This window comes from Mesorhizobium sp. B2-4-1 (assembly GCF_006442185.1).
GTDB lineage: Bacteria > Pseudomonadota > Alphaproteobacteria > Rhizobiales > Rhizobiaceae > Mesorhizobium.
The window spans coordinates 180697-200467 of the sequence record NZ_VFVN01000006.1 but is presented as its reverse complement, the minus strand read 5'-3'; the positions used below and the strand labels follow the sequence as shown (position 1 = coordinate 200467).

The 19771-nt window shown below is 64.7% G+C and carries 20 protein-coding genes; 9 read left to right on the top strand and 11 right to left on the bottom strand.

Annotation, left to right across the window (positions count from 1 at the left end):
• Window positions 1–284 precede the first annotated feature (284 nt).
• From FJ949_RS17435 to FJ949_RS17425, 3 genes are read left to right on the top strand one after another with little or no spacing between them, the layout of a single operon-like run.
• Window positions 285–1577 carry a sugar ABC transporter substrate-binding protein gene (locus tag FJ949_RS17435; protein WP_140497684.1) on the top strand — a complete coding sequence of 431 codons (1293 nt, stop codon included), beginning with the start codon at window positions 285–287 and terminating at the stop codon, window positions 1575–1577.
• A gap of 8 nt (window positions 1578–1585) precedes the next feature.
• Window positions 1586–2476: a sugar ABC transporter permease gene (locus FJ949_RS17430; protein WP_140497682.1), complete on the top strand. Its 891-nt coding sequence runs from the start codon at window positions 1586–1588 to the stop codon at window positions 2474–2476.
• The gene (locus tag FJ949_RS17425) at window positions 2473–3336 is read left to right on the top strand and encodes a carbohydrate ABC transporter permease (RefSeq protein ID WP_140497680.1); all 864 of its coding nucleotides are present in this window, start codon (window positions 2473–2475) and stop codon (window positions 3334–3336) included. The genes FJ949_RS17430 and FJ949_RS17425 overlap by 4 nt, the downstream gene beginning before the upstream one ends.
• Here the strand turns inward: FJ949_RS17425 and pcaD are convergent.
• Window positions 3326–4150, bottom strand: a complete 825-nt coding sequence (gene pcaD / locus FJ949_RS17420) for a 3-oxoadipate enol-lactonase (protein ID WP_140497678.1) — start codon at window positions 4148–4150, stop codon at window positions 3326–3328. The genes FJ949_RS17425 and pcaD overlap by 11 nt on opposite strands.
• Window positions 4151–4281: 131 nt before the next feature.
• On the opposite strand from pcaD, the gene FJ949_RS17415 reads away from it, so the two are divergent.
• The gene (locus FJ949_RS17415; protein WP_140497676.1) at window positions 4282–5943 is read left to right on the top strand and encodes an alkaline phosphatase family protein; all 1662 of its coding nucleotides are present in this window, start codon (window positions 4282–4284) and stop codon (window positions 5941–5943) included.
• Window positions 5944–6052: 109 nt separating this feature from the next.
• On the opposite strand, the gene FJ949_RS17410 is transcribed toward FJ949_RS17415, so the two are convergent.
• From FJ949_RS17410 to FJ949_RS17385, 6 genes are all read right to left on the bottom strand, one after another.
• Window positions 6053–7312: an ABC transporter substrate-binding protein gene (locus FJ949_RS17410; RefSeq protein WP_140497674.1), complete on the bottom strand. Its 1260-nt coding sequence runs from the start codon at window positions 7310–7312 to the stop codon at window positions 6053–6055.
• A gap of 63 nt (window positions 7313–7375) precedes the next feature.
• Window positions 7376–7807 (bottom strand): DUF4440 domain-containing protein, encoded by a 432-nt coding sequence (locus FJ949_RS17405; RefSeq protein ID WP_140497672.1) that lies wholly within the window; start codon window positions 7805–7807, stop codon window positions 7376–7378.
• Window positions 7804–8859, bottom strand: a complete 1056-nt coding sequence (locus tag FJ949_RS17400; protein ID WP_140497670.1) for an aldo/keto reductase — start codon at window positions 8857–8859, stop codon at window positions 7804–7806. The genes FJ949_RS17405 and FJ949_RS17400 overlap by 4 nt, the downstream gene beginning before the upstream one ends.
• Entirely contained in the window at window positions 8856–9215 is a 360-nt protein-coding gene (locus tag FJ949_RS17395; RefSeq protein WP_140497668.1) for a TIGR04076 family protein, read from the bottom strand. The genes FJ949_RS17400 and FJ949_RS17395 overlap by 4 nt, the downstream gene beginning before the upstream one ends.
• 1 nt (window position 9216) lies before the next feature.
• A complete protein-coding gene (locus tag FJ949_RS17390; protein WP_140497666.1) occupies window positions 9217–9705 on the bottom strand; it encodes a DUF3830 family protein in 489 nt (162 codons plus the stop codon).
• Window positions 9706–9714: 9 nt separating this feature from the next.
• Window positions 9715–10443 (bottom strand): GntR family transcriptional regulator, encoded by a 729-nt coding sequence (locus tag FJ949_RS17385; RefSeq protein WP_140497664.1) that lies wholly within the window; start codon window positions 10441–10443, stop codon window positions 9715–9717.
• 145 nt (window positions 10444–10588) lie between these two features.
• On the opposite strand from FJ949_RS17385, the gene FJ949_RS17380 reads away from it, so the two are divergent.
• From FJ949_RS17380 to FJ949_RS17360, 5 genes are read left to right on the top strand one after another with little or no spacing between them, the layout of a single operon-like run.
• Window positions 10589–11389 (top strand): ABC transporter ATP-binding protein, encoded by an 801-nt coding sequence (locus FJ949_RS17380; protein WP_140497662.1) that lies wholly within the window; start codon window positions 10589–10591, stop codon window positions 11387–11389.
• Window positions 11386–12153 carry an ABC transporter ATP-binding protein gene (locus tag FJ949_RS17375; RefSeq protein WP_140497660.1) on the top strand — a complete coding sequence of 256 codons (768 nt, stop codon included), beginning with the start codon at window positions 11386–11388 and terminating at the stop codon, window positions 12151–12153. Before FJ949_RS17380 ends, FJ949_RS17375 begins: the two co-directional genes overlap by 4 nt.
• Window positions 12150–13058 carry a branched-chain amino acid ABC transporter permease gene (locus tag FJ949_RS17370; RefSeq protein WP_140497658.1) on the top strand — a complete coding sequence of 303 codons (909 nt, stop codon included), beginning with the start codon at window positions 12150–12152 and terminating at the stop codon, window positions 13056–13058. Before FJ949_RS17375 ends, FJ949_RS17370 begins: the two co-directional genes overlap by 4 nt.
• Window positions 13055–14032 carry a branched-chain amino acid ABC transporter permease gene (locus FJ949_RS17365; protein WP_181167662.1) on the top strand — a complete coding sequence of 326 codons (978 nt, stop codon included), beginning with the start codon at window positions 13055–13057 and terminating at the stop codon, window positions 14030–14032. The genes FJ949_RS17370 and FJ949_RS17365 overlap by 4 nt, the downstream gene beginning before the upstream one ends.
• Window positions 14029–15327 carry an FAD-dependent oxidoreductase gene (locus FJ949_RS17360; protein WP_140497654.1) on the top strand — a complete coding sequence of 433 codons (1299 nt, stop codon included), beginning with the start codon at window positions 14029–14031 and terminating at the stop codon, window positions 15325–15327. Before FJ949_RS17365 ends, FJ949_RS17360 begins: the two co-directional genes overlap by 4 nt.
• A gap of 32 nt (window positions 15328–15359) precedes the next feature.
• Here FJ949_RS17360 and FJ949_RS17355 read toward each other — a convergent pair whose 3' ends face one another.
• From FJ949_RS17355 to FJ949_RS17340, 4 genes are read right to left on the bottom strand one after another with little or no spacing between them, the layout of a single operon-like run.
• Complete coding sequence (locus tag FJ949_RS17355) at window positions 15360–16016, bottom strand: GntR family transcriptional regulator (RefSeq protein WP_140497652.1); 657 nt, start codon at window positions 16014–16016, stop codon at window positions 15360–15362.
• A gap of 28 nt (window positions 16017–16044) precedes the next feature.
• A complete protein-coding gene (locus FJ949_RS17350; RefSeq protein ID WP_140497650.1) occupies window positions 16045–17349 on the bottom strand; it encodes an aspartate aminotransferase family protein in 1305 nt (434 codons plus the stop codon).
• 6 nt (window positions 17350–17355) lie between these two features.
• Window positions 17356–18414, bottom strand: a complete 1059-nt coding sequence (locus tag FJ949_RS17345) for a phosphotransferase (protein ID WP_140497648.1) — start codon at window positions 18412–18414, stop codon at window positions 17356–17358.
• The gene (locus tag FJ949_RS17340; protein WP_181165160.1) at window positions 18411–19712 is read right to left on the bottom strand and encodes an ArgE/DapE family deacylase; all 1302 of its coding nucleotides are present in this window, start codon (window positions 19710–19712) and stop codon (window positions 18411–18413) included. The genes FJ949_RS17345 and FJ949_RS17340 overlap by 4 nt, the downstream gene beginning before the upstream one ends.
• Between the last annotated feature and the right edge of the window lie 59 nt (window positions 19713–19771).

The window sequence follows — 19771 nt, the reverse complement described above, 5'->3', positions numbered from 1 at the left end:
CGGCTTTATCGACGCCGCGGAGAGTCATTCCTCAGGAAAGTCATTATAACGACATAGCGGCATCCGCAAGAGGTCTGACACTCCCTCCGGGAACGGCTGGGCTAAGCCAATCAACCATGATTCCTTCATAGCTACCTGTATTTCAACCGTAAATTTCGTATGTGAACGGACAGCAGAGAAATCAGGGACAGCGCCATGCGCAGCTTTTTCGCAATCGGGCCCTTGCGCCAATGCTTCATGTTGTCATAACGTCATCGTGATCGCTAGCCTGAGGGAGGATGAGGATGTCTCTTGCCTGGACTTCGAAACTGGCTCTGGCCGCGAGCCTGGCCATCCTGCCCGCCAGCGGCTGGGCGCAGTCGGTCAACATCTCCTATCTCACCCATTGGTCGCCGGAGACGGTCGCATTGCTGGAAGCGGCGGCCAAGGACTATGCGAAGACAAATCCAGATGTCAGCGTCACCGTGCGCGCCGTTCCCTTCGGCGATCTCCTGACCACGCTGCGCTCCCAGGGCGGCGGCGCGGACGGTCCCACGATCGGCGGCATCTACGATCTCTGGTTGCCTGAGCTCGCCCGCGACAAGCTCGTCGCGCCCGCCCCCGACCCCGTCGCCGAAGAGGTCAAGGGAGCATGGCCCGCTGGCGTGGTGAGCGCCGCGTCGGTCGGCGGCAAGCTCTACGGCATTCCCAACGAGATCGACGTCTACGCGCTGAACTACAACAAGGCACTGTTCAAGCAGGCCGGCATTGCCGCCGCGCCGAAAACCTGGGACGAGTTCAAGGAGGCGGCGAAGAAGCTGACCAACAAGGATGCCGGCCAGCAGGGTTTCGGCATGATCAATTCCTGGGCGGCGGGCGTCGTCCACCCCTTCGCCTCGCTGCTGGTCTCCAATGGCGGCGACCTGGTCAAGGACGGCAAGCCGGCGCTGGACACTCCGCAGGCCGCGCAGACCTTCCAGCTCTATGAGGAGCTCATCAAATCGGGCGCCAGCGTGCCGGCCATGGCGACGGCAGACGCCAACACCACCGGCCCCTTCCTCGACAATTTCGTCTCCGGCAAGACCGGCATGATCATCATGGCCAATTGGTGGGAAAGCGCGCTGAAGGCAGGCATGGGCGACAGGTTCGCGGATATCGCCACCGCACCAATCCCCGTCGGCCCGAGCGGCGACAAGCCGCATTCGATCTCCTATTCCTGGATGACGGTGGTCAACGGCAATGCCGGCCAGGCCGAGCAGAAGGCCGCATGGGAATTCCTGGCCTGGCTCAACAATCCGAAATCCGGCAAGAACGGCGCCTCGGCGATGTCCGACATATTGATGTCGATGGGCATCCTGCCCTCGCGCAGCTCCGATATCGAGGCCCACAAGGACAAGCTCGGCTCGGAATTCCTGTCGGGCTATGTCAGCGTGCTGGCCGACGCCAAGCCCTTCCCGGTCGTGCCGGGCGGACAGGAGTTCTCGGAATCCCTGCAGCAGACGCTGGAGGCGTTGCAGTACGGCCAGGTCTCGGCCAAGGATGCGCAGGCGACGGCGCAAGCGGACGCCGCCTCGATCCTGGAGCGCGCCGCCAAGTAGACCGAACCATGATCAACAGGTACCGTGCCTCGGCGGGCATCATGCTGGCGCCCGCCGTGACGCTGATCGGCATCTTCATCCTGTTGCCGATGCTGCTCACCGTCTGGCTATCCTTCCAGGACTGGTCGACGCAGACGCCTTTTTCCAATGCGGCCTTCATTGGCTTCGACAATTTTCGCGAGATTTTCGGCGCCTCATCGGTCGGACGCGACTTCAAGGGCGCGTTGATCAACACCTCCATCTACACCGCGCTTTCCGTCATCCTCATCCTGCCGCTCTCGGTCGCCTTCGGGCTGATGGTCCACCAGCACGATGTTGGCGGCGGCACGGCGCTGCGGACCGTGCTGTTTTCCACCTATATGGTACCGATGATCGCGGTGGCGCTGGTGTGGTCGAAACTCTATTCGCCTGGTGAAGGGCCGCTGAATCAGATGCTCGGCCTGATCGGCGTCGGCCCGCAGCCCTTTCTGTCGTCCCCGCGCTCGGCGCTGATCTCGATCGTCCTGCTCAATGTGTGGCAGCAGGTCGGCTATTTCACGGTGCTGGCGATTGCGGGGCTGACCCAGATTTCCGGCAGCCTCTACGAGGCGGCAAAACTCGACGGCGCCAACCGGTTCGAGCAGTTCCGCTTCATCACCTTGCCGTTGCTGCGGCGCACACTCCTGTTCAGCGCGGTGATCGCCATCATCAACGCCGTGCAGGTGTTCGAGCCGGTGGCGCTGATCACGCAGGGCGGGCCGGTCGGCTCGACCAATGTCTTGACCTATCACATACGCCGCGTCGGCATCGAGCGCGCGCAGGGCGGACTGGGTTCGGCCATGGCCGTCATGCTGATGCTGTCGCTGATCGTCGTGGTCTGCGCTCTGTTCGCCTTTGCCAACCGGAAGGATCAGGAATGAGCGCGGGATCGTCGAGCCGGTTGCCGCGCAGACGCCCCGCCGGCCGCAAGGCGCTGCTGGCCACGCTCATGCTGCTCGTGGCCGTGGCGTCGGCCTTTCCGCTGGTTTGGATGGTTCTGTCCAGTCTCAAGACTCCGGCCGAGAGCATGCAGGTGCCGCCGGTGTGGATCCCGCACACGCCGAGCCTCGACGCCTACGGGAAAGTTTCGGGCGTGGTCAATGTCGGCCGTTCTATGTGGAATTCCCTGGTCATCGCCTCGATCACCACAGCCGGTATCCTCATCACCAGCATGATGGCCGGCTACGCCTTCGCCAAATACCACTTCCCCGGCCGCTCGCTTTTGTTCTCGGTGCTGATCGCGACCATGTTCCTGCCGCCGATCGTGACGCTGATCCCGCTCTATCGCCTCGTCGGCTCGATCGGCCTCAATGCCAGCCTCGCCGGCATCATCGTGCCCAACCTCGCCAATGCCTTCGGTATCTTCCTGATGCGCCAGTTCATTGCAAGCGTGCCTGACGATCTGATCGACGCTGCGCGCATGGACGGCGCCTCCGAACTGCTGATCCTGTTCAAGATCGTGGCGCCCAGCGTGGCGCCGGCGATCGCGGCATTGGCGCTGTTTGCCTTCGTCTATCACTGGAACAGCTATCTGTGGCCGCTGACCGTGCTGCAAGGCAACGCCGACGCCTATCCGATCGTCATCAGCCTCAGCCGGCTGTTGAGTTACAACAGAGGCGCCGTCAACACCGGGTTGGTGATGGCCGGCGCGACGCTTGCCGTGCTGCCGCCGCTCATCCTCTTCGTCCTGCTGCAGCGCTTTTTCGTCGATTCCATCGTCGGCTCGGCGATCAAGGGGTAGCCGCGCTCAAAGGTTTCTGCCCCGGAGGAGGCGACGCGACAAAATCGCGGATCAGCGCGACCACCGCCTCCGGCTGTTCGATGCAGGGAACATGGCCGGCATTAGGAATGATTTCAAAGCGGGCGCCGGGGATCAGCGCTGCCAGCGAGCGGACGAGATCGGGCGGTGTCGAGCCGTCCTGGTCGCCGACCATGCAAAGTGTCGGCACCGCGATACGCCGCGCGGCCTCGGTGAGGTCGGCGTCGCGGACCGCCATGCATGTCCCGATGTAACCCGGCAGCGCCTGCCTGGTCAGCATATTGCGGCAACCGGCAAGGTCGGCCGCACGCGCGGCATGGAAGCCGGGCGTGAACCATGCTTCCATCACACCGTCGGCTATCGCCTCGATCCCGTCGCGCTCGACGGTGGCGATACGCTTATTCCAGCTCTCGTCCGTGCCGATCTTGTGCGCCGTGTCGGACAGGATCAGAGCCTCAACGCAGCTGGGATGACGGGTATAGAGCCGCTGCGCGATCAAGCCACCGACCGACAGGCCGAACAGCACGACCCTGCCGAGATCGAAATGATCGATGAGGCCCAGGAGATCGTCGACATGATCATCGATCGACCGGATGCCGCTGCCGATATCGGAAAGTCCGTGGCCGCGCTTGTCGTAGACCAGCAGAGGCATGTCACCGCTTAATTGCGAGATGACATCGTCCCAGATGCGCAAATCGGTACCCAGCGAATTGATGAAGATCACCGGCCGCGCGGTGCCGGTCGCCTCGACATAGCGGTGGTGCAGCGCAAGGCCGCCAATGGTGACGAACGGCACGATTTCGACCCTCCCGGCTCCCACAGTGCATGAGGCATCTGGTTGGGTAAAATGATATTTTGAGGCATCGTTGTAGGACATCGGCCGTTCTGGCACACCGGTCTTGCGCGAACCACAATGACGGACGACCAATGACAGACCGCCGCAACGTCCTTTTCATCATGTGCGACCAGCTGCGCTTCGACTATTTGAGCTGCGCCGGACACCAGACCCTGCACACGCCGAATATCGACCGGCTGGCCAGCCGCGGCGTGCGCTTCACCAACGCCTATGTACAATCGACCGTATGCGGTCCCTCGCGCATGAGCGCCTATACAGGCCGCTATGTCCGCTCGCATGGATCGACGCATAACGGCGTGCCGCTCAGGGTCGGCGAGCCTACGCTCGGCGACCATCTGCGCGAGATCGGCGTGCGCTGCGCGCTGATCGGCAAGACGCATATGAGGGCCGACGAGGAAGGCATGGAGCGCCTCGGCATCGACAAGACGTCCATCATCGGCGTGCGCGTCGCCGAATGCGGCTTCGAACCGTTCGAGCGCGACGACGGGTTGCATCCGTCATCCGCCTACGATCCCGATCCGGCTTATGACCAATATCTGCGCGAGCACGGCTTCAACGCCGCCAATCCGTGGGAGCACTGGGCCAATTCCGGTGAAGGCGAGGATGGCGAAAATTTCAACGGCTGGCTGCTCGTCCATGCCGACAAGCCGGCGCGCATTCCCGAGGAGCATTCGGAAACACCCTACATGACGCGCCGCGCCATGCGCTTCATCGAGGAGGCCGAGGCAAGGGGCGAAGCCTGGTGCGCGCATCTCTCCTACATCAAGCCGCACTGGCCCTACATCGTGCCGGCGCCCTATCACGACATGTACGGCAAGGCCGACATAAAGCCGGTCGTGCGCAGCGAAGCAGAACGCGTCTCGCCCCACCCGATCTTCGAAGCCTTCCAGCAGGAGCGCTATTCCAGGAACTTCTCCCGCGACGAGGTCCGCGAAAGGGTCATTCCCTGCTATATGGGCCTGATCAGGCAGATCGACGATCAGTTGGGCAGATTGTTCGAGTTCATGGAGGAGCGCGGTCTGTTCGACAACACGCTGATCGTGTTCACCTCCGACCACGGCGATTATCTCGGCGACCATTGGCTGGGCGAAAAATACCTGTTCCACGATGTCGCGGCCAAGGTGCCGATGATCGTCTACGATCCGCGCCGGCAGGCCGACGCGACGCGCGGCACTACGTCGGAGGCGCTGGTGGAGATGATCGACCTCGCGCCCACCTTCCTCGACTTCTTCGGCGGCAAGGCGAAGCCGCACGTTCTCGAGGGCCGGTCGCTGGCGCCGCTGCTGGCCGGCCAGGACGTGAACTGGCGGCGCCACGCGGTGAGCGAGTACGACTATGGCGGCGATGCCGCGCGGCTGAAGCTCGGTATGCCGGTCGCCGACTGCAAGCTCTACATGATCACCGACGGCCGCTTCAAACTGGTCCATGGCGAGGGCCTGGCGCCGATGTTCTTCGATCTGAACGGCGATCCGGACGAACTGCGCGATCTCGGCACCGAAGCATCGGCGGCGGCCGACATCGAACGACTACGGCAGGCGCTGTTCCGCTGGCTGGCGCTGCCCAACAACCGCATCACCGCCACCGAGGAATGGCTGACGGGAAACGACGACAAGCTGCGGCACTTCGATCCGTTGATCGAGCCCGGCGTGCTGATCGGCTACTGGGACGAGGCCGAGCTCGCCGAACAGCGCGAAAGACGCAGGCGCTGGCTGTCACGCGGGTCGGGAGAATGAAGCCCGCAGCCCTTGTTGTGGACGACATGAATTTCAGAGCGCAAGGCCAAGGCAGGTTGCGAGCAGTCCGGCATCGAGCGATCGGTGCCGGACTGCCTGATGTGGCGGCCTATTGGAGCTTCGCCTGCAGGGCGTTGACGTCGTCCGTGGTCATTTCACCGTCGGTCGTTACCTTGCCGTCGACGATCTTCCATAAGCGGAACGGACCGGTGATGTCGCCATATTTGTCGAAGGCGACCGGGCCGATTACACCTTCGTAGCGGATCGGCTTGCCGTCCTTGATCAATCCGAGCGCCTTGGCGAATTCTTCCTTGCCAGCAAAGATGGGCGCGCCGGCCGGATCGACCGCCTTGTACATGGCGTCCTTGATCTTGGCCGGATCCTCTGAGCCGGCGATGGCGATTGCCAGGCCGACGATGGCGCCGGCATCATAGGAACGGTCGGCCGCGGGATTGGACGGTTCGATGCCCGAAAACGCCTTGTAGTTCTTGGTGAAGTAGTCGGTGGAGGCGGTCGGGCTGGTGCCGGACGAGGTGCCATAGGCCTCCTTGAGATAGTCGGCGCCGACGGACTCGATGAAGTCCGGGCTGTTCATGCCGTCATTGAGCAGGAATTTCTGCACGCCCCCTTGCGAAATCCAGGTGCGGGCGACGGTGGCGCCGTCAACCGGCGTGCTGACGAGATAAAGCCCGTCAGGCTCGCCGGCCATGGCCGCCGTGACTTCCGAGGCATAGCTCGACTGCTTCTCATTGTAGGGCGTGTCGGAGACGACGGTGCCGCCGAGCGCTTTGTAGGCGCGGGAGAATTCGGCCACCATGTTGACCCCGAAATCATTGTTGACATGGATGATCGACAGCTTCTTGAAGCCCTTGTCGATGGCGTATTTCGCGGCGGCCACGCCTTGCAGCGCATCGGAGGTGATGGTGCGGAAGAAGATGCCGTTGGTCTTGCCGTCGCGCCCGAGTGCGGTCAGCGTCGGCGAGGACGAAGCCGGCGAGACCTGCACGATCTTGGCCGGGGCGGTGACCGAGGTCAGGATCGGGATCGACACCGAGGAGATGATGCCGCCGATGATCACCGGCACCTTCTTGACCTGAACCAACTGGGTCGCCGCATCGACGGCGATATTGCCCTGGCTCTGACTATCACGCGTGTCGGTCACCAGATCGCAGCCGCGAACGCCGCCGGCGTCGTTGATGTCGCGGAAGGCCATCTCGACCGATTTCGCGCCGGCCTGGCCGTATTCACCGGCCGGTCCGGTCAATTCCATGACGAGGCCGACCGTGATCTTGCAGTCGGCGGCATGGGCCGCGCTGGCAATCATCACGAGAGCGAGCGCGGTGGTGAGTTGGAGTATCGTCTTTCTCATTGTTGTTCCCCTTGAGCTACACGAATCGAGTTACACGAACCAAATTTCACGCCTGGAGCCTGTTCAGCTTTCCGGCATCTGCAGCCAGGTTTCATGCAGATGTCGCCATTCGACGCCGTTGGGCGCCGATGGATTGGTGGTGAAGAGCGCACTCGACTGACGGCGGCTATGCTTGCCGCCTCGCAACTGCGCCTCGACATAGAGCACGACGATCGCGCCGCCGGTTTGCCAGCCCGGCCGGATGTCCTCGATCGAGATGGCGAAGGCTTCGTCGCAGGAAGCGCAGCTTGCGCGGACATGGTCGACCACCGCATCGCGATCGAGGACCGTGCCGTCAGGCGTGACCATGGCCAGGCCTTCGCCCATGACGCGTTCGAAGCGGCTGAAATCGGCCTTGCCGGCGCGCGATGCGACGAACCAGTCGACGAAGAAGCGATGCAACTCGACGATTTCGGTGCTGGCCCGCGAAAACAGGCTTTCGGTGGTGGCGCTCATGGCCGGGCCGCGTTGAGATTGTAGTGCATGATCGAGCCGTGGCGGCCGTGACGGTCGCGCTCCAGCGTGTAGACGTCGCCGAGGGGACCCCGGCTCTGGGCGATCACGGCGCCGATCTCCGCCCGGTCCTCGGCCCCGAGCGCGACATCCATGATCTTCGCATTGGCCAGCGCATGCGCCTGGTTGCGGGCGCCGACGATGACGGCCGCCACTTGCGGCTGCTCGAGCACCCAGGCGCTGGCGACAGTGGCGATGTCGACGCCGTGGCGGTCGCCGATCCGCTTCAGCACACTGAGTAGGGCCTGGAAGAGCTCCCAGCCGCCGAAGTCGTCAATGATCAGCTTGTATTTGACCAGCGAGCGGTTTTCGAGCGGCATGTCCGGCTCGGCGACGCCGAGCCATCTGTCGCCGAGAAAGCCGCCGGCCACCGAACCGTAGCAGAGAAAGCTGACGCCGTTGCGCGCGGCGAGCGCGGCGAGGCTCGCCGCCGGACGCTGGTCGAGGACCGAGTATTGCAGTTGCTGGCTGACGACTGGCACGCCGGCCGACAGGATTTCGCCCAGACGCTGCGTATCGAAATTGGTGGTGCCGACATTGCGCACCTTGCCTTCCAGCCGGAGCTCGTCGAGCCAACCCATCGCGTCGACATAGCGAGGCACTGAATAGTCCCACCAGTGGAACTGCACGAGGTCGAGCCGCTCGGTCTTCAGCCGCCGCAGAGACTGGTCGACTATGCCTCTGATGTAATCGCGGCTGATGCCGGCGAGCCGCTCGAGGTCTGGCACGAGCTTGGTGTGCACCCTCATCCTGGCGGCGGCATCGAGACCACGTTCGTTGGCCAGACGCAGCCGCGCCGCTCCGATCAGCTCCTCGACGCCGGTGTAGATATCGGCGCAGTCATAGGTCCAGATGCCGGCGTCGAACGTGGCGATCAGGTCAGATACTGCCTGCTGACGGTCGACCGCGCCGTGGCCGCCGGCCAACTGCCAGCCACCGCGAATGACGCGCGAGATTGTGTAGCCGGGGCTGAGTTCGAAAGTCTTGGCGGTCATCTCTGCTCACTCTCCTTCGGCAGCGGCACCGCCGTGGTCTCGGCGTGGCTGAACCGCCGTTTGCCGGTCCTGACGATCCTGAGCCTGCTGGCGCAATTGGGATCGGGACAGGCGATCTCGGCATCCGAGGTCATCCAGTCATTGGCATGGGTGGGGCGCTGCTTCGCCGCCAGCAGCGGCAGCACGGCCGCTATGGAATAGATCGAAAATCCCTGGCCCACCGGCATCGACAGCATCTCGCCTTTCAGCTCGAAATAGTCGCCGGGCCTGGCGCCGCAATACACCGGCTTGCCCTCGGGGACGACAGCCTCGACGCGGAGGTCGAAAAGTTCGAAGCTGTCGTCGCGTTCAGCCATTTCAGCTCTCCAGCCGCGCGAAGGTGACGTCGCAGGCGCCATTGCGGCGAATGATGCCGCAGGCAGATGCGAACTGATCGCGTTGCTCAGGCAGCACCTGCGCAACGACGCTCCCCGCCAGCCAGCCGATCGGAAACAGCAGGCGCGCGCCTTGCCCGTAGAACAGGCCGATGTCGAAGATCGCATGCGGGTTGCCGCCCCACATGCGCGGCGGCACATAGGAAAGCACGATGTCGCCGGGCTGCGGCGTCAGCGTCGCGTTCTCCGCCGGCAAGGCCTGGGCAAAGGCCTCGCCGTCCAGATGCGCCGCGGGGATCGGACAGGAGATTTCCGGGCCGGTCCACATGGCATGAATGCCCGCGACGACGCGCGGCTCGGCCAGGTAAGACCACAGGAACGTTGCGTTCTCTGGCGCTTTTTCCGGCAGCAACTGCGCCGTCACCGACAGCTCGGAATGCGGCTCGGTGATCCTGATGATGCGTCTGGTCATATCAGGCATTCACTCCGCTTTTGCCGTCAACTTCAGCTTGTCGCGCAGGAAAGCGAAAGGGCGGCTGATGTCGGCCACCAGCGCCTCGCGTGCGGCCTGGGCATCCTGCGCCGCAAGCGCGGCGACGATGCTGCGATGATAATGGGCGGTGTCGACCTCGCCGGCCTCGGAAAAGGCATAGATCGCAACGCGGATGCAGGGTCCCGACTGCAGCCAGAGGCTCTCGATCATCGGGATCAGCACGGCGGAACCGCAGGCGCGATAGATTTCGAAATGAAAGCTCTGATTGAGCGTCACCTCGCGGTCGACATCCTTCTTGTGCTTCAGCGCCCGCATCTCGTCCCATTCACCGAGAATGGTTTCGATGGTGGCGATCTGACGCGGATCCATGCGCGCGGCGGCAAGCGCGATTGCCTCGCCTTCGATCAGGGCACGGGCGCGCAGGAGGTCGTCGATGCGTTCCAGCGTGATCGGCGGCACCCGCACCGAGCGGTTTGGAAGCGCTTCCAGCGCCTTTTCCGTGATCAGCCGCCCAAGCGCCTCGCGCACCGGCATGGTAGACGTGACCAGCGCATCGGCAAGACCGCGTATGGTCAGAACCTGGCTCGGCTCGAAGAGACCGCCAATCAGCGCCCGGCGCAATTCGGAATAGACGCGGTCCTGCACCGTCTCGCGGCCGACCGGCGCGAGTTGCGCGGCGATGACCTCGTTGGTGCGCTCGACAGCAGCCCTTTGCATGGCGTTCCCGATCTTGGCCTTTTCGACGGCCTGGCCTGTTTTCGGCTTGCGGAGAAAATTAAAGCTGATTAGCGTGATCAAAGCAAGTGTGATCACAAATCAAAAAATCAGAAAGCGGCAAAGATCGCTTCGGCCAGAGGGCTTGATGAACGACACGGCGAAACGGCATGGGACGGAGACCCAGGCGCCGGTTCTGGCAGCAAAGAACGTCGTGCGGCGTTTCGGCGGCCTTGTCGCCGTCAACGATGTCTCGTTCGAGGTCCGCCCGGGCGAGATCCTCGGCCTGATCGGCCCCAACGGCGCCGGCAAGACGACGATGTTCGACCTGCTCGCCGGCAGCATCCTGCCTACAAGCGGCGAGATACGTCTCAACGAGGCGCTCGTCTCCGGCGAAGCAGCGCACCTGCGCATTGGCCGCGGTCTTGGGCGCACCTTTCAGATTCCCCGGCCCTTGCCCAATCTCACGCTGATCGAAAACGTCATGCTCGCCGCGCAACGTCAGGCAGGGGAGCGGCTGCTCGCCAATTTCCTGATCCCGTGGCGGGTCGCCGCCGAAGAGAAGGCAGCCGCCGAGAAGGCTGCCGAACTGCTTGAACTCGTCTCGCTCACCCGGCTGGCGCACGAACCGGCGCGGGTGCTTTCCGGCGGCCAGCGCAAACTGCTCGAACTTGCCCGTGTGATGATGGCCGACCCGGCCATCATCCTGCTCGACGAGCCCGCGGCCGGCGTCAACGCCACGCTGCTCGAAGTCATCATCGACCGCATCCGCGACATCAACAAAAGCGGCATCACCTTTCTTCTGATCGAGCACAACATCGACATGGTGACCCGGCTTTGCCATCGCGTCCTGGTGATGGCGGGCGGCGAGCTTCTGTGCGAGGGCACGGCCGACGAGGTGGCGCGCGATCCGCGCGTCATCGAGGCCTATCTCGGGGGCGCGGCATGAGCGGGACCGTGCTTGACGTCCGCAACCTCGAAGCCGGTTACGAGCCCGGCGTGCCGATCGTGCGCGGTGCCTCGATCACGGTGAGGAAGGGCGAAATCGTCGTCGTTCTCGGCCCCAACGGTGCCGGCAAGTCGAGCCTGATCAAGGCAATTGCCGGTCTCGTCCCGGTCACCGGCGGCACCGTTCTCCTCGACGGCAAGGATATCACCACCGCACCGGCCCACACCATGGTGCGGCTTGGGCTCGCCTTCGTGCCTCAGACCGAGAACGTGTTTCCACTGATGTCGGTCGACGACAATCTCAGGGTTGCCTGCGGCATTATCGAGCGCCGCGAGGTTCCCGCCCGCATCGACGAGATGTACGCGACCTTCCCCGACCTGGCGCGCCAGCGCCGTATCGCCGCCGGCAATCTGTCGGGCGGGCAGCGCCAGATGCTGGCCGTGGCGCGGGCGCTGATCGTCCATCCCAAGGTGCTGGTGCTGGACGAGCCGTCGGCCGGCCTGTCACCGAAATTCGTCTCGATGGTGTTCGAGATGCTGGCCGGCATCCGCAAGTCCGGCGTCACCATCCTGCTGGTCGAACAGAACGCCAAGGCGGCGCTCGCCATCGGCGACCGCGCCTATGTGCTGGTCGAAGGCAAGGACCGGCACGAGGGCATCGCCTCTGAACTGTGGAGCGATCCGGTGGTCGCCGAGCTCTATCTTGGCCAGCGCCCGGACAGCGCCGGCAAGGCCGCGCCTTCAGGCAAGGGAAGTGCGGCATGAACCTGCAATTCATCGTCGACGGATTGCTGACGGGCTCGATGATCGGCCTCGGCGCCATCGGCGTGACGCTGACCTATTCGATCCTGCGCTTCTCGAACTTCGCCCATGGCGACTTCATGGCCTGGGGCACCTATGCGACGCTGGCCGTCGTAGGCGCCATCGGCGCGACGATCGGCAAGGTGGCGCCGATCGCCCCGCTTTCCTTCGGCTGGCCGCTCATCGTCGCGCTGGTCGTCGGCATGGCATTCACCGCCCTGCTGGCGCTGCTGCTCGACAAGGTGCTGTTCGCGCGGCTGCGCTCTCAGGGCCAGGCCATCATCGTGGTGATGGCAAGTTTCGGCGCCTCGATGGCGCTGCGAAGCCTGCTCGAGTTCACCTTCACCTCACGCCCGACCTATTTCAGCCGCGCCATCCAGATCGCCATGCCGGTCGGCTTCGGCATCCGCATCACGCCGGACCAGATCGCGCTGTTGCTGCTGACAGCAATTCTGGTGCTGGGCGTACACCTGTTGATGACGCGCACGCAGACCGGCCGGTCCATGCAGGCCCTGAGCCAGAATGCGGCCCTTGCCCGCATCGTCGGCATCGATGTCGCCAAGGTGGTGCGTGTCACCTGGATCCTCGGCGCAGCGCTTGCCTGCGTCGCCGGCGTGATGATCGGCATCCTGGTGCAGATCCGCCCATTCATGGGCTTCGACATGCTGCTGCCGATGTTCGCGGCCGCCATTCTGGGCGGCATCGGCAGCATCCCGGGCGCCGTGCTCGGCGGGTTGATCATCGGGCTCGCCGAAGCGGGCGCCGTGCAACTGATCGGCGCCGAATGGCGCGCCGCGGTCTCCTTCATCATCTTGATGGCGGTGCTGTTCGTGCGGCCGATCGGCCTTTTTGGTGTGAAGGAACGCTGATGGACCTGCTCGGCTATGGCGCTTTCTTCCTGACCACGGCGCTGATCTTTTCGTTGGTCACGCTGGGGCTCAATCTGCAATGGGGGCTGACCGGGCTCTTCAATGTCGGGCTCGCCGGCTTCGTCGCCATCGGCGCCTATACATCGGCGCTGCTGACGACGCCGGACGATGCCGCGCGTCTGGGCGGTTTTGGGCTACCGATCCTGGCCGGCTGGGTCGGCGCCATGGTCGTCGGCGGCATCGCCGCGGCCCTGACGGGCATCGCCACGTTGCGGCTCAGATCCGACTACCTTGCCATCACCACCTTCGGCGTCGCCGTGGTCGTGCAACTGGTCGCGCTCAATGCGCAGAAACTGACCGGCGGTCCGTTCGGCATCGGCTTCATCCCGCGCCCTTTCGGCAGCCTCGCCGAGACGCCGCTGCTGTTCAACCTGTCGAACCTTGCCGTCGTCTCGGCGGTCACGCTGGTCGCCTATCTGGCGCTGGAGCACCTGTCTCGCAGCCCGTGGGGCCGGGTGCTGAAGGCGCTGCGGGAGGACGAGCGGGCGGCGATCTCGCTCGGCAAGAGCGCGCGCTTCTACCGTGTCCAGGCCTTCGCGGTCGGCGGCGCCATCATGGCCCTAGCGGGCGCCTTGCAGGCGCATTTCACCGGCTTCATTGCGCCGGACAATTACCTGCCGATCCTGACCTTCCAGGTCTGGGTGATGCTGATCGTCGGCGGCTCGGGCAGCAATGCCGGTGCCGTCATCGGCAGCATCCTGGTCTGGGGGATATGGGCCGGGTCGGGCACGCTCACCAGCGCGCTGTTCCCGCCGGAGCAACAGGCCCGCGCCGCATCCCTGCAGATCGTGGCAATCGGCGTCATGCTGTGCATTATCCTCCTGGTCCGCCCCAACGGACTGTTCGGGGAACGGCCGCGGCGGGCACGGCTCGGCAAGCGGGCGAAGGTGGCCGCCAGCGAGAGCGGCTCGTGACCGCAATGGCCCGGCAGGAAGCGCTTTCGCTTTGGCACGCGGTCAGCCGTGAGACCCGCCTCCGCCCGGCGCTGGAAGGCGAGCTCGATGTCGACCTTGCCATCGTCGGCGGCGGCTTCACCGGCCTTTCGACGGCCTTGCATGCCGCGGCCAGAGGTCTTTCGGTCGCCGTTCTCGAGGCCGAAACCATCGCCTGGGGCGCTACCGGCAGGAATGCCGGCTTCATCGTACCGAACTTCGCCAAAATGGATCCGGATGCGATAAAGGCCCATCTAGGCCCCGCGCGCGGCGAGAGGCTGATCGACTTCGCCGCTGGCAGCGCCGACCTGGTCTTCGGCCTGATCAGGCGGCACGACATCAAGTGCGACGCGGTGCAGAACGGTTGGATCCAGCCGGCACATTCCCCTGTCGCGCTCGAAAAGGTCAAATCACGCGCGGGGCAATGGGCGGAGCGCGGCCGACCGGCCGTCGTGTTGGACCGGCAAGAAATCGAGGCGCTGACCGGCGCCCGCGGTTATGTCGGCGGTTGGATGGATCGTTCAGGAGGCGTGCTCAATCCGGTCGCCTATGCGCGCGGCCTGGCCGACGTGGCGGAAAAAGCCGGCGCGCGCCTGTTCGAGCACACGCGCGTCGCCGCGATCGACCGTATCGCGGACGGCTGGTCGCTGAAGACGCAAATGGGTTCGGTGCGCACAGGAAAGGTGCTGATCGCCACCAACGCCTATGGCGGACAGCTCAATCCGGGGCTTCGGAAAACCTATTTCCCGCTGAAAATCTTCCAGATCGCGACGGCGCCGCTGCCGCGCGAGGTGCGCAGCCGCCTGTTGCCCGGCGGGCAAGGCGTCGGCGACACGAGACGCAATCTCTTCACCTACCGCTTCGATGCCGAAAACAGGCTGATCAGCGGCGGCATGCATGTCTTCGGCCCCGGTGCGGACCGACGCCTGCCGCAGACGATCCAGCGGCGGCTGGCCCGGCATCTCGAGCTCCCGGACCTGCCGCCGCTCGCCTATGGCTGGTCGGGGATGGCAGCAGTCGAACCCGATTTCCTGCCCCACCTCATCGATCTCGGACCGGGGCTGATCGCAGGTCGCGCCTGCAACGGTCGCGGCATCGCCATGACCACGGCCATGGGCAAGGTGCTTGCGGACTGGGCTGGTGGAACCGACGCCCGCGATCTGCCGCTGCCCTTCGGGCCACCGTCGCCGATGCCGTTCCACAGCCTGCTGCGCTTCGCGCCGAACGCGCTGCTGCCGTGGAGCATGCTTCGCGACCGGCTGGACAAGACCGGATAGGCCGATCGCCGGGGCGCGACGGGATCGCGTCGTCATTCGGCCGCGCGAAGGTTCCCCGCCAGCACCGCTGCCGCCGTGGCGATGTCCTGTTCTATGGAGGTCCTGACGTCGGCGCCGTTGCGCTGCGCCAATGCCTCGACGATCTTGCGATGCGCCTCGTTCGACTGGGGTTTGTAGCGCTCAGCCTGCATCAGGAGCTTGAGATAGGGCCCAACCCGCCCCCAGAGATCACGGATCATGTTGAGGAGGATCGGCGCGCCGGCATGCCGGTAGATGGCGAAGTGGAAGGCCTCGTTGAGCGCGAGATAGGCCCCGGCGTCGCCCGCCTCGATCGCGCGCTGCATGCCCGCCAGCGTGGCCTGTATGTCGACCAGCCCGTCTTCGGTGATGCGCGAGGCGGCCATCTCGCCCGCCAGCCCCTCCACCGCGACGCGGATGCGGGTCAGTTCCTCGAAGGCCGGCGCAGACAGCAAGGGCACGATGATCGAGCGGTTGTTCTGCAATTCCAGAAGCCGCTCGGCGACGAGCCGTTGCAGCGCCTCGCGGATCGGCGTCGTCGAAATGCCGAACGTCTCGGCAAGCTTGCGGATGACCAATGTCTGGCCCGGGCTGAAGCCGCCCGAAATCAGCTCCTGCTTGAGCGCGCCATAGGCGCGGTCGTTCAGGGTCTGATGTTCGAGCTTCAGCATGTCGATTGCCGCACCCTTTCCTATCCCCTCACCAGCGCGACAGGGTGCGATCGAGCGTTTCGGCAAGTTGCTCGGCATTGTCCCTGGCGAACGGCAATGGCGGCCTGATCTTCAGCACGTTCCCGCGCGGACCGCATGACGAGATCAGCACGCCGTCCTCGCGCATGGCTTCGACGACCGCCGACGTCCTGGTGGCGGCCAGCGCCTCGTCCTCCTCCGCCGTCAACTCGACGCCGAAATAAAGGCCGTTATGCCTGACATCGGCGACCATGGCATGCCGGTTCTGCAGAGCCCGCAGCAGCTCGCCCGTATAGGCCCCAACCGTGCGCGCATTCTCGACCAGTCCCTCGCCTTCGATGACATCGAGCACCGCGATGCCGACGGCGGCGGCGACAGGATTGCCGCCGAATGTGTTGAAGTAGCCGGTGTTGGAACCGAAGGAGGCAACAAGCTGCGGCCGCACGATGACCGCGGCCATCGGATGCCCGTCGCCGATCGGCTTGCCCATGGTGACGATGTCAGGTTCGAGGCCGTAATTGGCGAAACCCCACATGCCCTGGCCGAGCCTGCCGAAGCCGGACTGGACTTCGTCGGCAATGACGATGCCGCCCGCCTTCCTGACGTGATCGGCGGCCTCGCGCATCGCCGACGCATCGGGGAAGAAAATTCCGTCGCTGGAAAATGCCGAGTCGATCAGCAGCGCCGCCGGGCGCACGTTCTGTGCGCGCATGTCCTCAATGGCGGCGGCGACATTCCTGGCGAAATCGCGTGCGGCCCGGCCCTGATCGCGAAACGTATCCGGGGCGGCCACGGTCCTGTGCTGCGCGGGCACGCCCTTCGCCCCGACCGCGGCCGGCGACAGCTGCGCGGTGGCGATGGTGGCGCCATGATAGGCGAAATCGGTGATGATCACGCCGGTATTGCCGCTCGAATGCTGGGCGATGCGGATGGCGAGATCGTTGGCCTCGCTGCCGGTGCAGGTGAACATGGCATGGCCGAGATGGGGCGGAAGCGTGCCGAGAAGTCTTTCCGCGTAGTCGAGGATGATTTCGCTGAGGTAACGCGTGTGGGTGTTGAGCGTGGCCGCCTGCCCCGACAGCGCCTCGACGACGCGCGGGTGGCAGTGCCCGACCGAAGCGACGTTGTTGTACGCATCGAGAAACTTGCGTCCGTGGGCATCGTAGAGCCAAACGCCGCTGCCACGCACGAGATGGATCGGGTTGCGGTAGAAGGCGCGATAGGTCGGGCCGAGCAGCCTGGCACGGCGCTCGAGCAGCGCGGATGCTGATGCACCGGCATCGGCGGAGGCATTTGCGGGCGAGGATTGGGACACGAGCGTCTACTCCGGATTGGAATGATCGAGGAAATAACGGCGGGCATCGCTGTGTGACAGTCCGTCCAGCCGCTCGAGCGAGGCCCAGACCTCGGTGATGAGGCGCAGCACATAGTCGCGCTTGGCCGGGAAGCGCTCCGCCTGCCAGGTGGCAATGTTGGCGATGAGCGCAAGGCGGGCACGGATCAGGTCGAACAGGATGCCGATCTCCTCGGCCTCGAGCGGCTGCACCGACTGGTAGCCAGCAACGAAGCGTGCGGCGGGCGCCAGCGGGTGGCCGTCGGCCGGCCAGCGGTAGACGGCGCCGATGGCGAGATCGCAGATCAGCGGCGAATGGATCATGTCGCCGAAATCGAGGATGCCGCTGACGATCTCGGGCCGCGATGCGTCCATCACCACATTGTAGGAATTCATGTCGTTGTGGACGATCTGGGCGCGCAGGCTGGGAATAATGGGCGCGGCGTGCTCCTCGAAGGCATCGATGACGCGCTCGACCATGGCGCGGCGCCCGGCATCGGCGATATGTGCCAGCATGGGCCGCGTCTTGGCGACCTTGCGGATATCCCACAAAAGATCGCTGCCGGCGGCCGGGTGGAAAAAGCCGCGCAGTGCCCTGCCAAGCCGAGCGAGGAAGATGCCGAGATTGCGATCTTGCGCAGCCGACACCGGCGAGCGCGAAAGCAACTGGCCGGGCAGATAGGTGACCAGCCGGACGATACGCGGCTGCGAACCGCCGATGCTGACCGTAAACTGCGCATCGCGATCGAGGCTTTTGCGCACCGAGGGAACCGGCAAGGCGGGATCGACCGCAAGGATGTGGTCCAGCGCCTTGTTCTGGAAATCGGTGAAGCCGGCCTCTTCCGCCGGATGCGATATTTTCAGGACAAATTCGCCCTCGCCATCGGTGCGGATGTGAAAATTGTGGTCGCGCTCCCCGGGCAAGGGCTGAGCGGTGCCGGCAAGGCCGTAGTGCTGGCGCAGGATGGCAAGCGCATCGGCGATCGAGACATCGGGCGCGTCCTCGGCCAGCGTCTCGCCGAATGCATTGGTCACGGCGCCGGTCATGGCCTTGCCTCGGGGTCGACAGGCTCCAGCCCACACCAGTCGGCGATGAACAGTGCGATTGTCTGGGTGACCTTGCGTACGGAATCAAGGTCCACCGCTTCGTCATAGCCATGCGGCATGCGGCAGATCGGACCGTAGACGATGGCCGGCGTGTCAGCGTAGAGGCCGAAGAAGCGCGCATCGGTGGTGGCAGAGGTGACGTGTTCCTGCAGCGGCTCGCCCCAGACGGCGGTATGGCTACGACGCAGCACGGTTTCCATCTCGTCGGCGCCCTCCAGCACATAGCCCTCGGCCATGAAGCCATTGTAGGTGATCCTGGGCGGGCGGTTGGCCATGAACGGATCGGCGCGGGCCGCGTCGGCGATGCAGGCCTCGAGCTCGGCTCTGGCATCCTCCAGCTTCTGGCCGGGATAGGTGGCGACACGCATCTCGAACACGCAGCGCGCGGGGACGCTCGATGTCCATTCGCCGCCTTCGATCTTGCCCAGATTGAAACGGATCGGATGCGGGTGATCGCAGAAATGCCTGTCGTCGACCTTGCGCGCGTTCCAGACGATTTCGAGCTGCTTCAACGCCTGGATGATGAGGAAAGCCTTTTCGATGGCGTTGGCGCCGGCCGAGAAAGCGCCCGACGCATGCTGGGGATCGCCGTCGACCTCGACCCTAAACCAGATCGGGCCGACCTGCGCCCGCATCAGCTTCGGCTCCAGCGGTTCGGGGATGAAGGCTGCGTCGGCGCGGTAACCGCGCTGCAGGCAAGCGAGCGCGCCATTGCCGGTGCACTCTTCCTCGACCACCGATTGCAGGAAGACCTTCGCGGCCGGCTGATAGCCGAGGCGGCGCAGTGCGGCCAGCGCGTAGAGGCAGGCCGAGAGCCCAGCCTTCATGTCGCCGGCGCCGCGACCATGCATCCAGCCGTCCTCGATGACCGGATCATAGGGATCGCGCAGCCAGCGATCGAGCGGGCCCGTCGGCACGACGTCGATGTGGCCGTTGAGGATCAGCGAGCGGCCGGTCGCGTTTCGCGGCATGTGGGTGGCGACGACGTTGAAGGCGTCGTCATAGGAGACGGCCACGGGCGAAAAACCCGGCAGGTCGCGGATCGCATCGACATCGACACGCCACATGTCCACCGTATAGCCATCTGCTTCATACGCGGCTGCCATGAAGGATTGCGCCGCGTGTTCTTCGCCGCGTTGCGAGGGGAAGCGCACGAGGTTCGCGAGGAATTCCACCTGCCGCGCGAAGCCGTCGTCGACCGCGTTCAAAATGGCCTCGTCGGCAATTCGCTCAGGCATGATATTCCGCTTTCCGTTCGATGGTGTATCATATCTCATATGCCATCTCTGTGAAACGC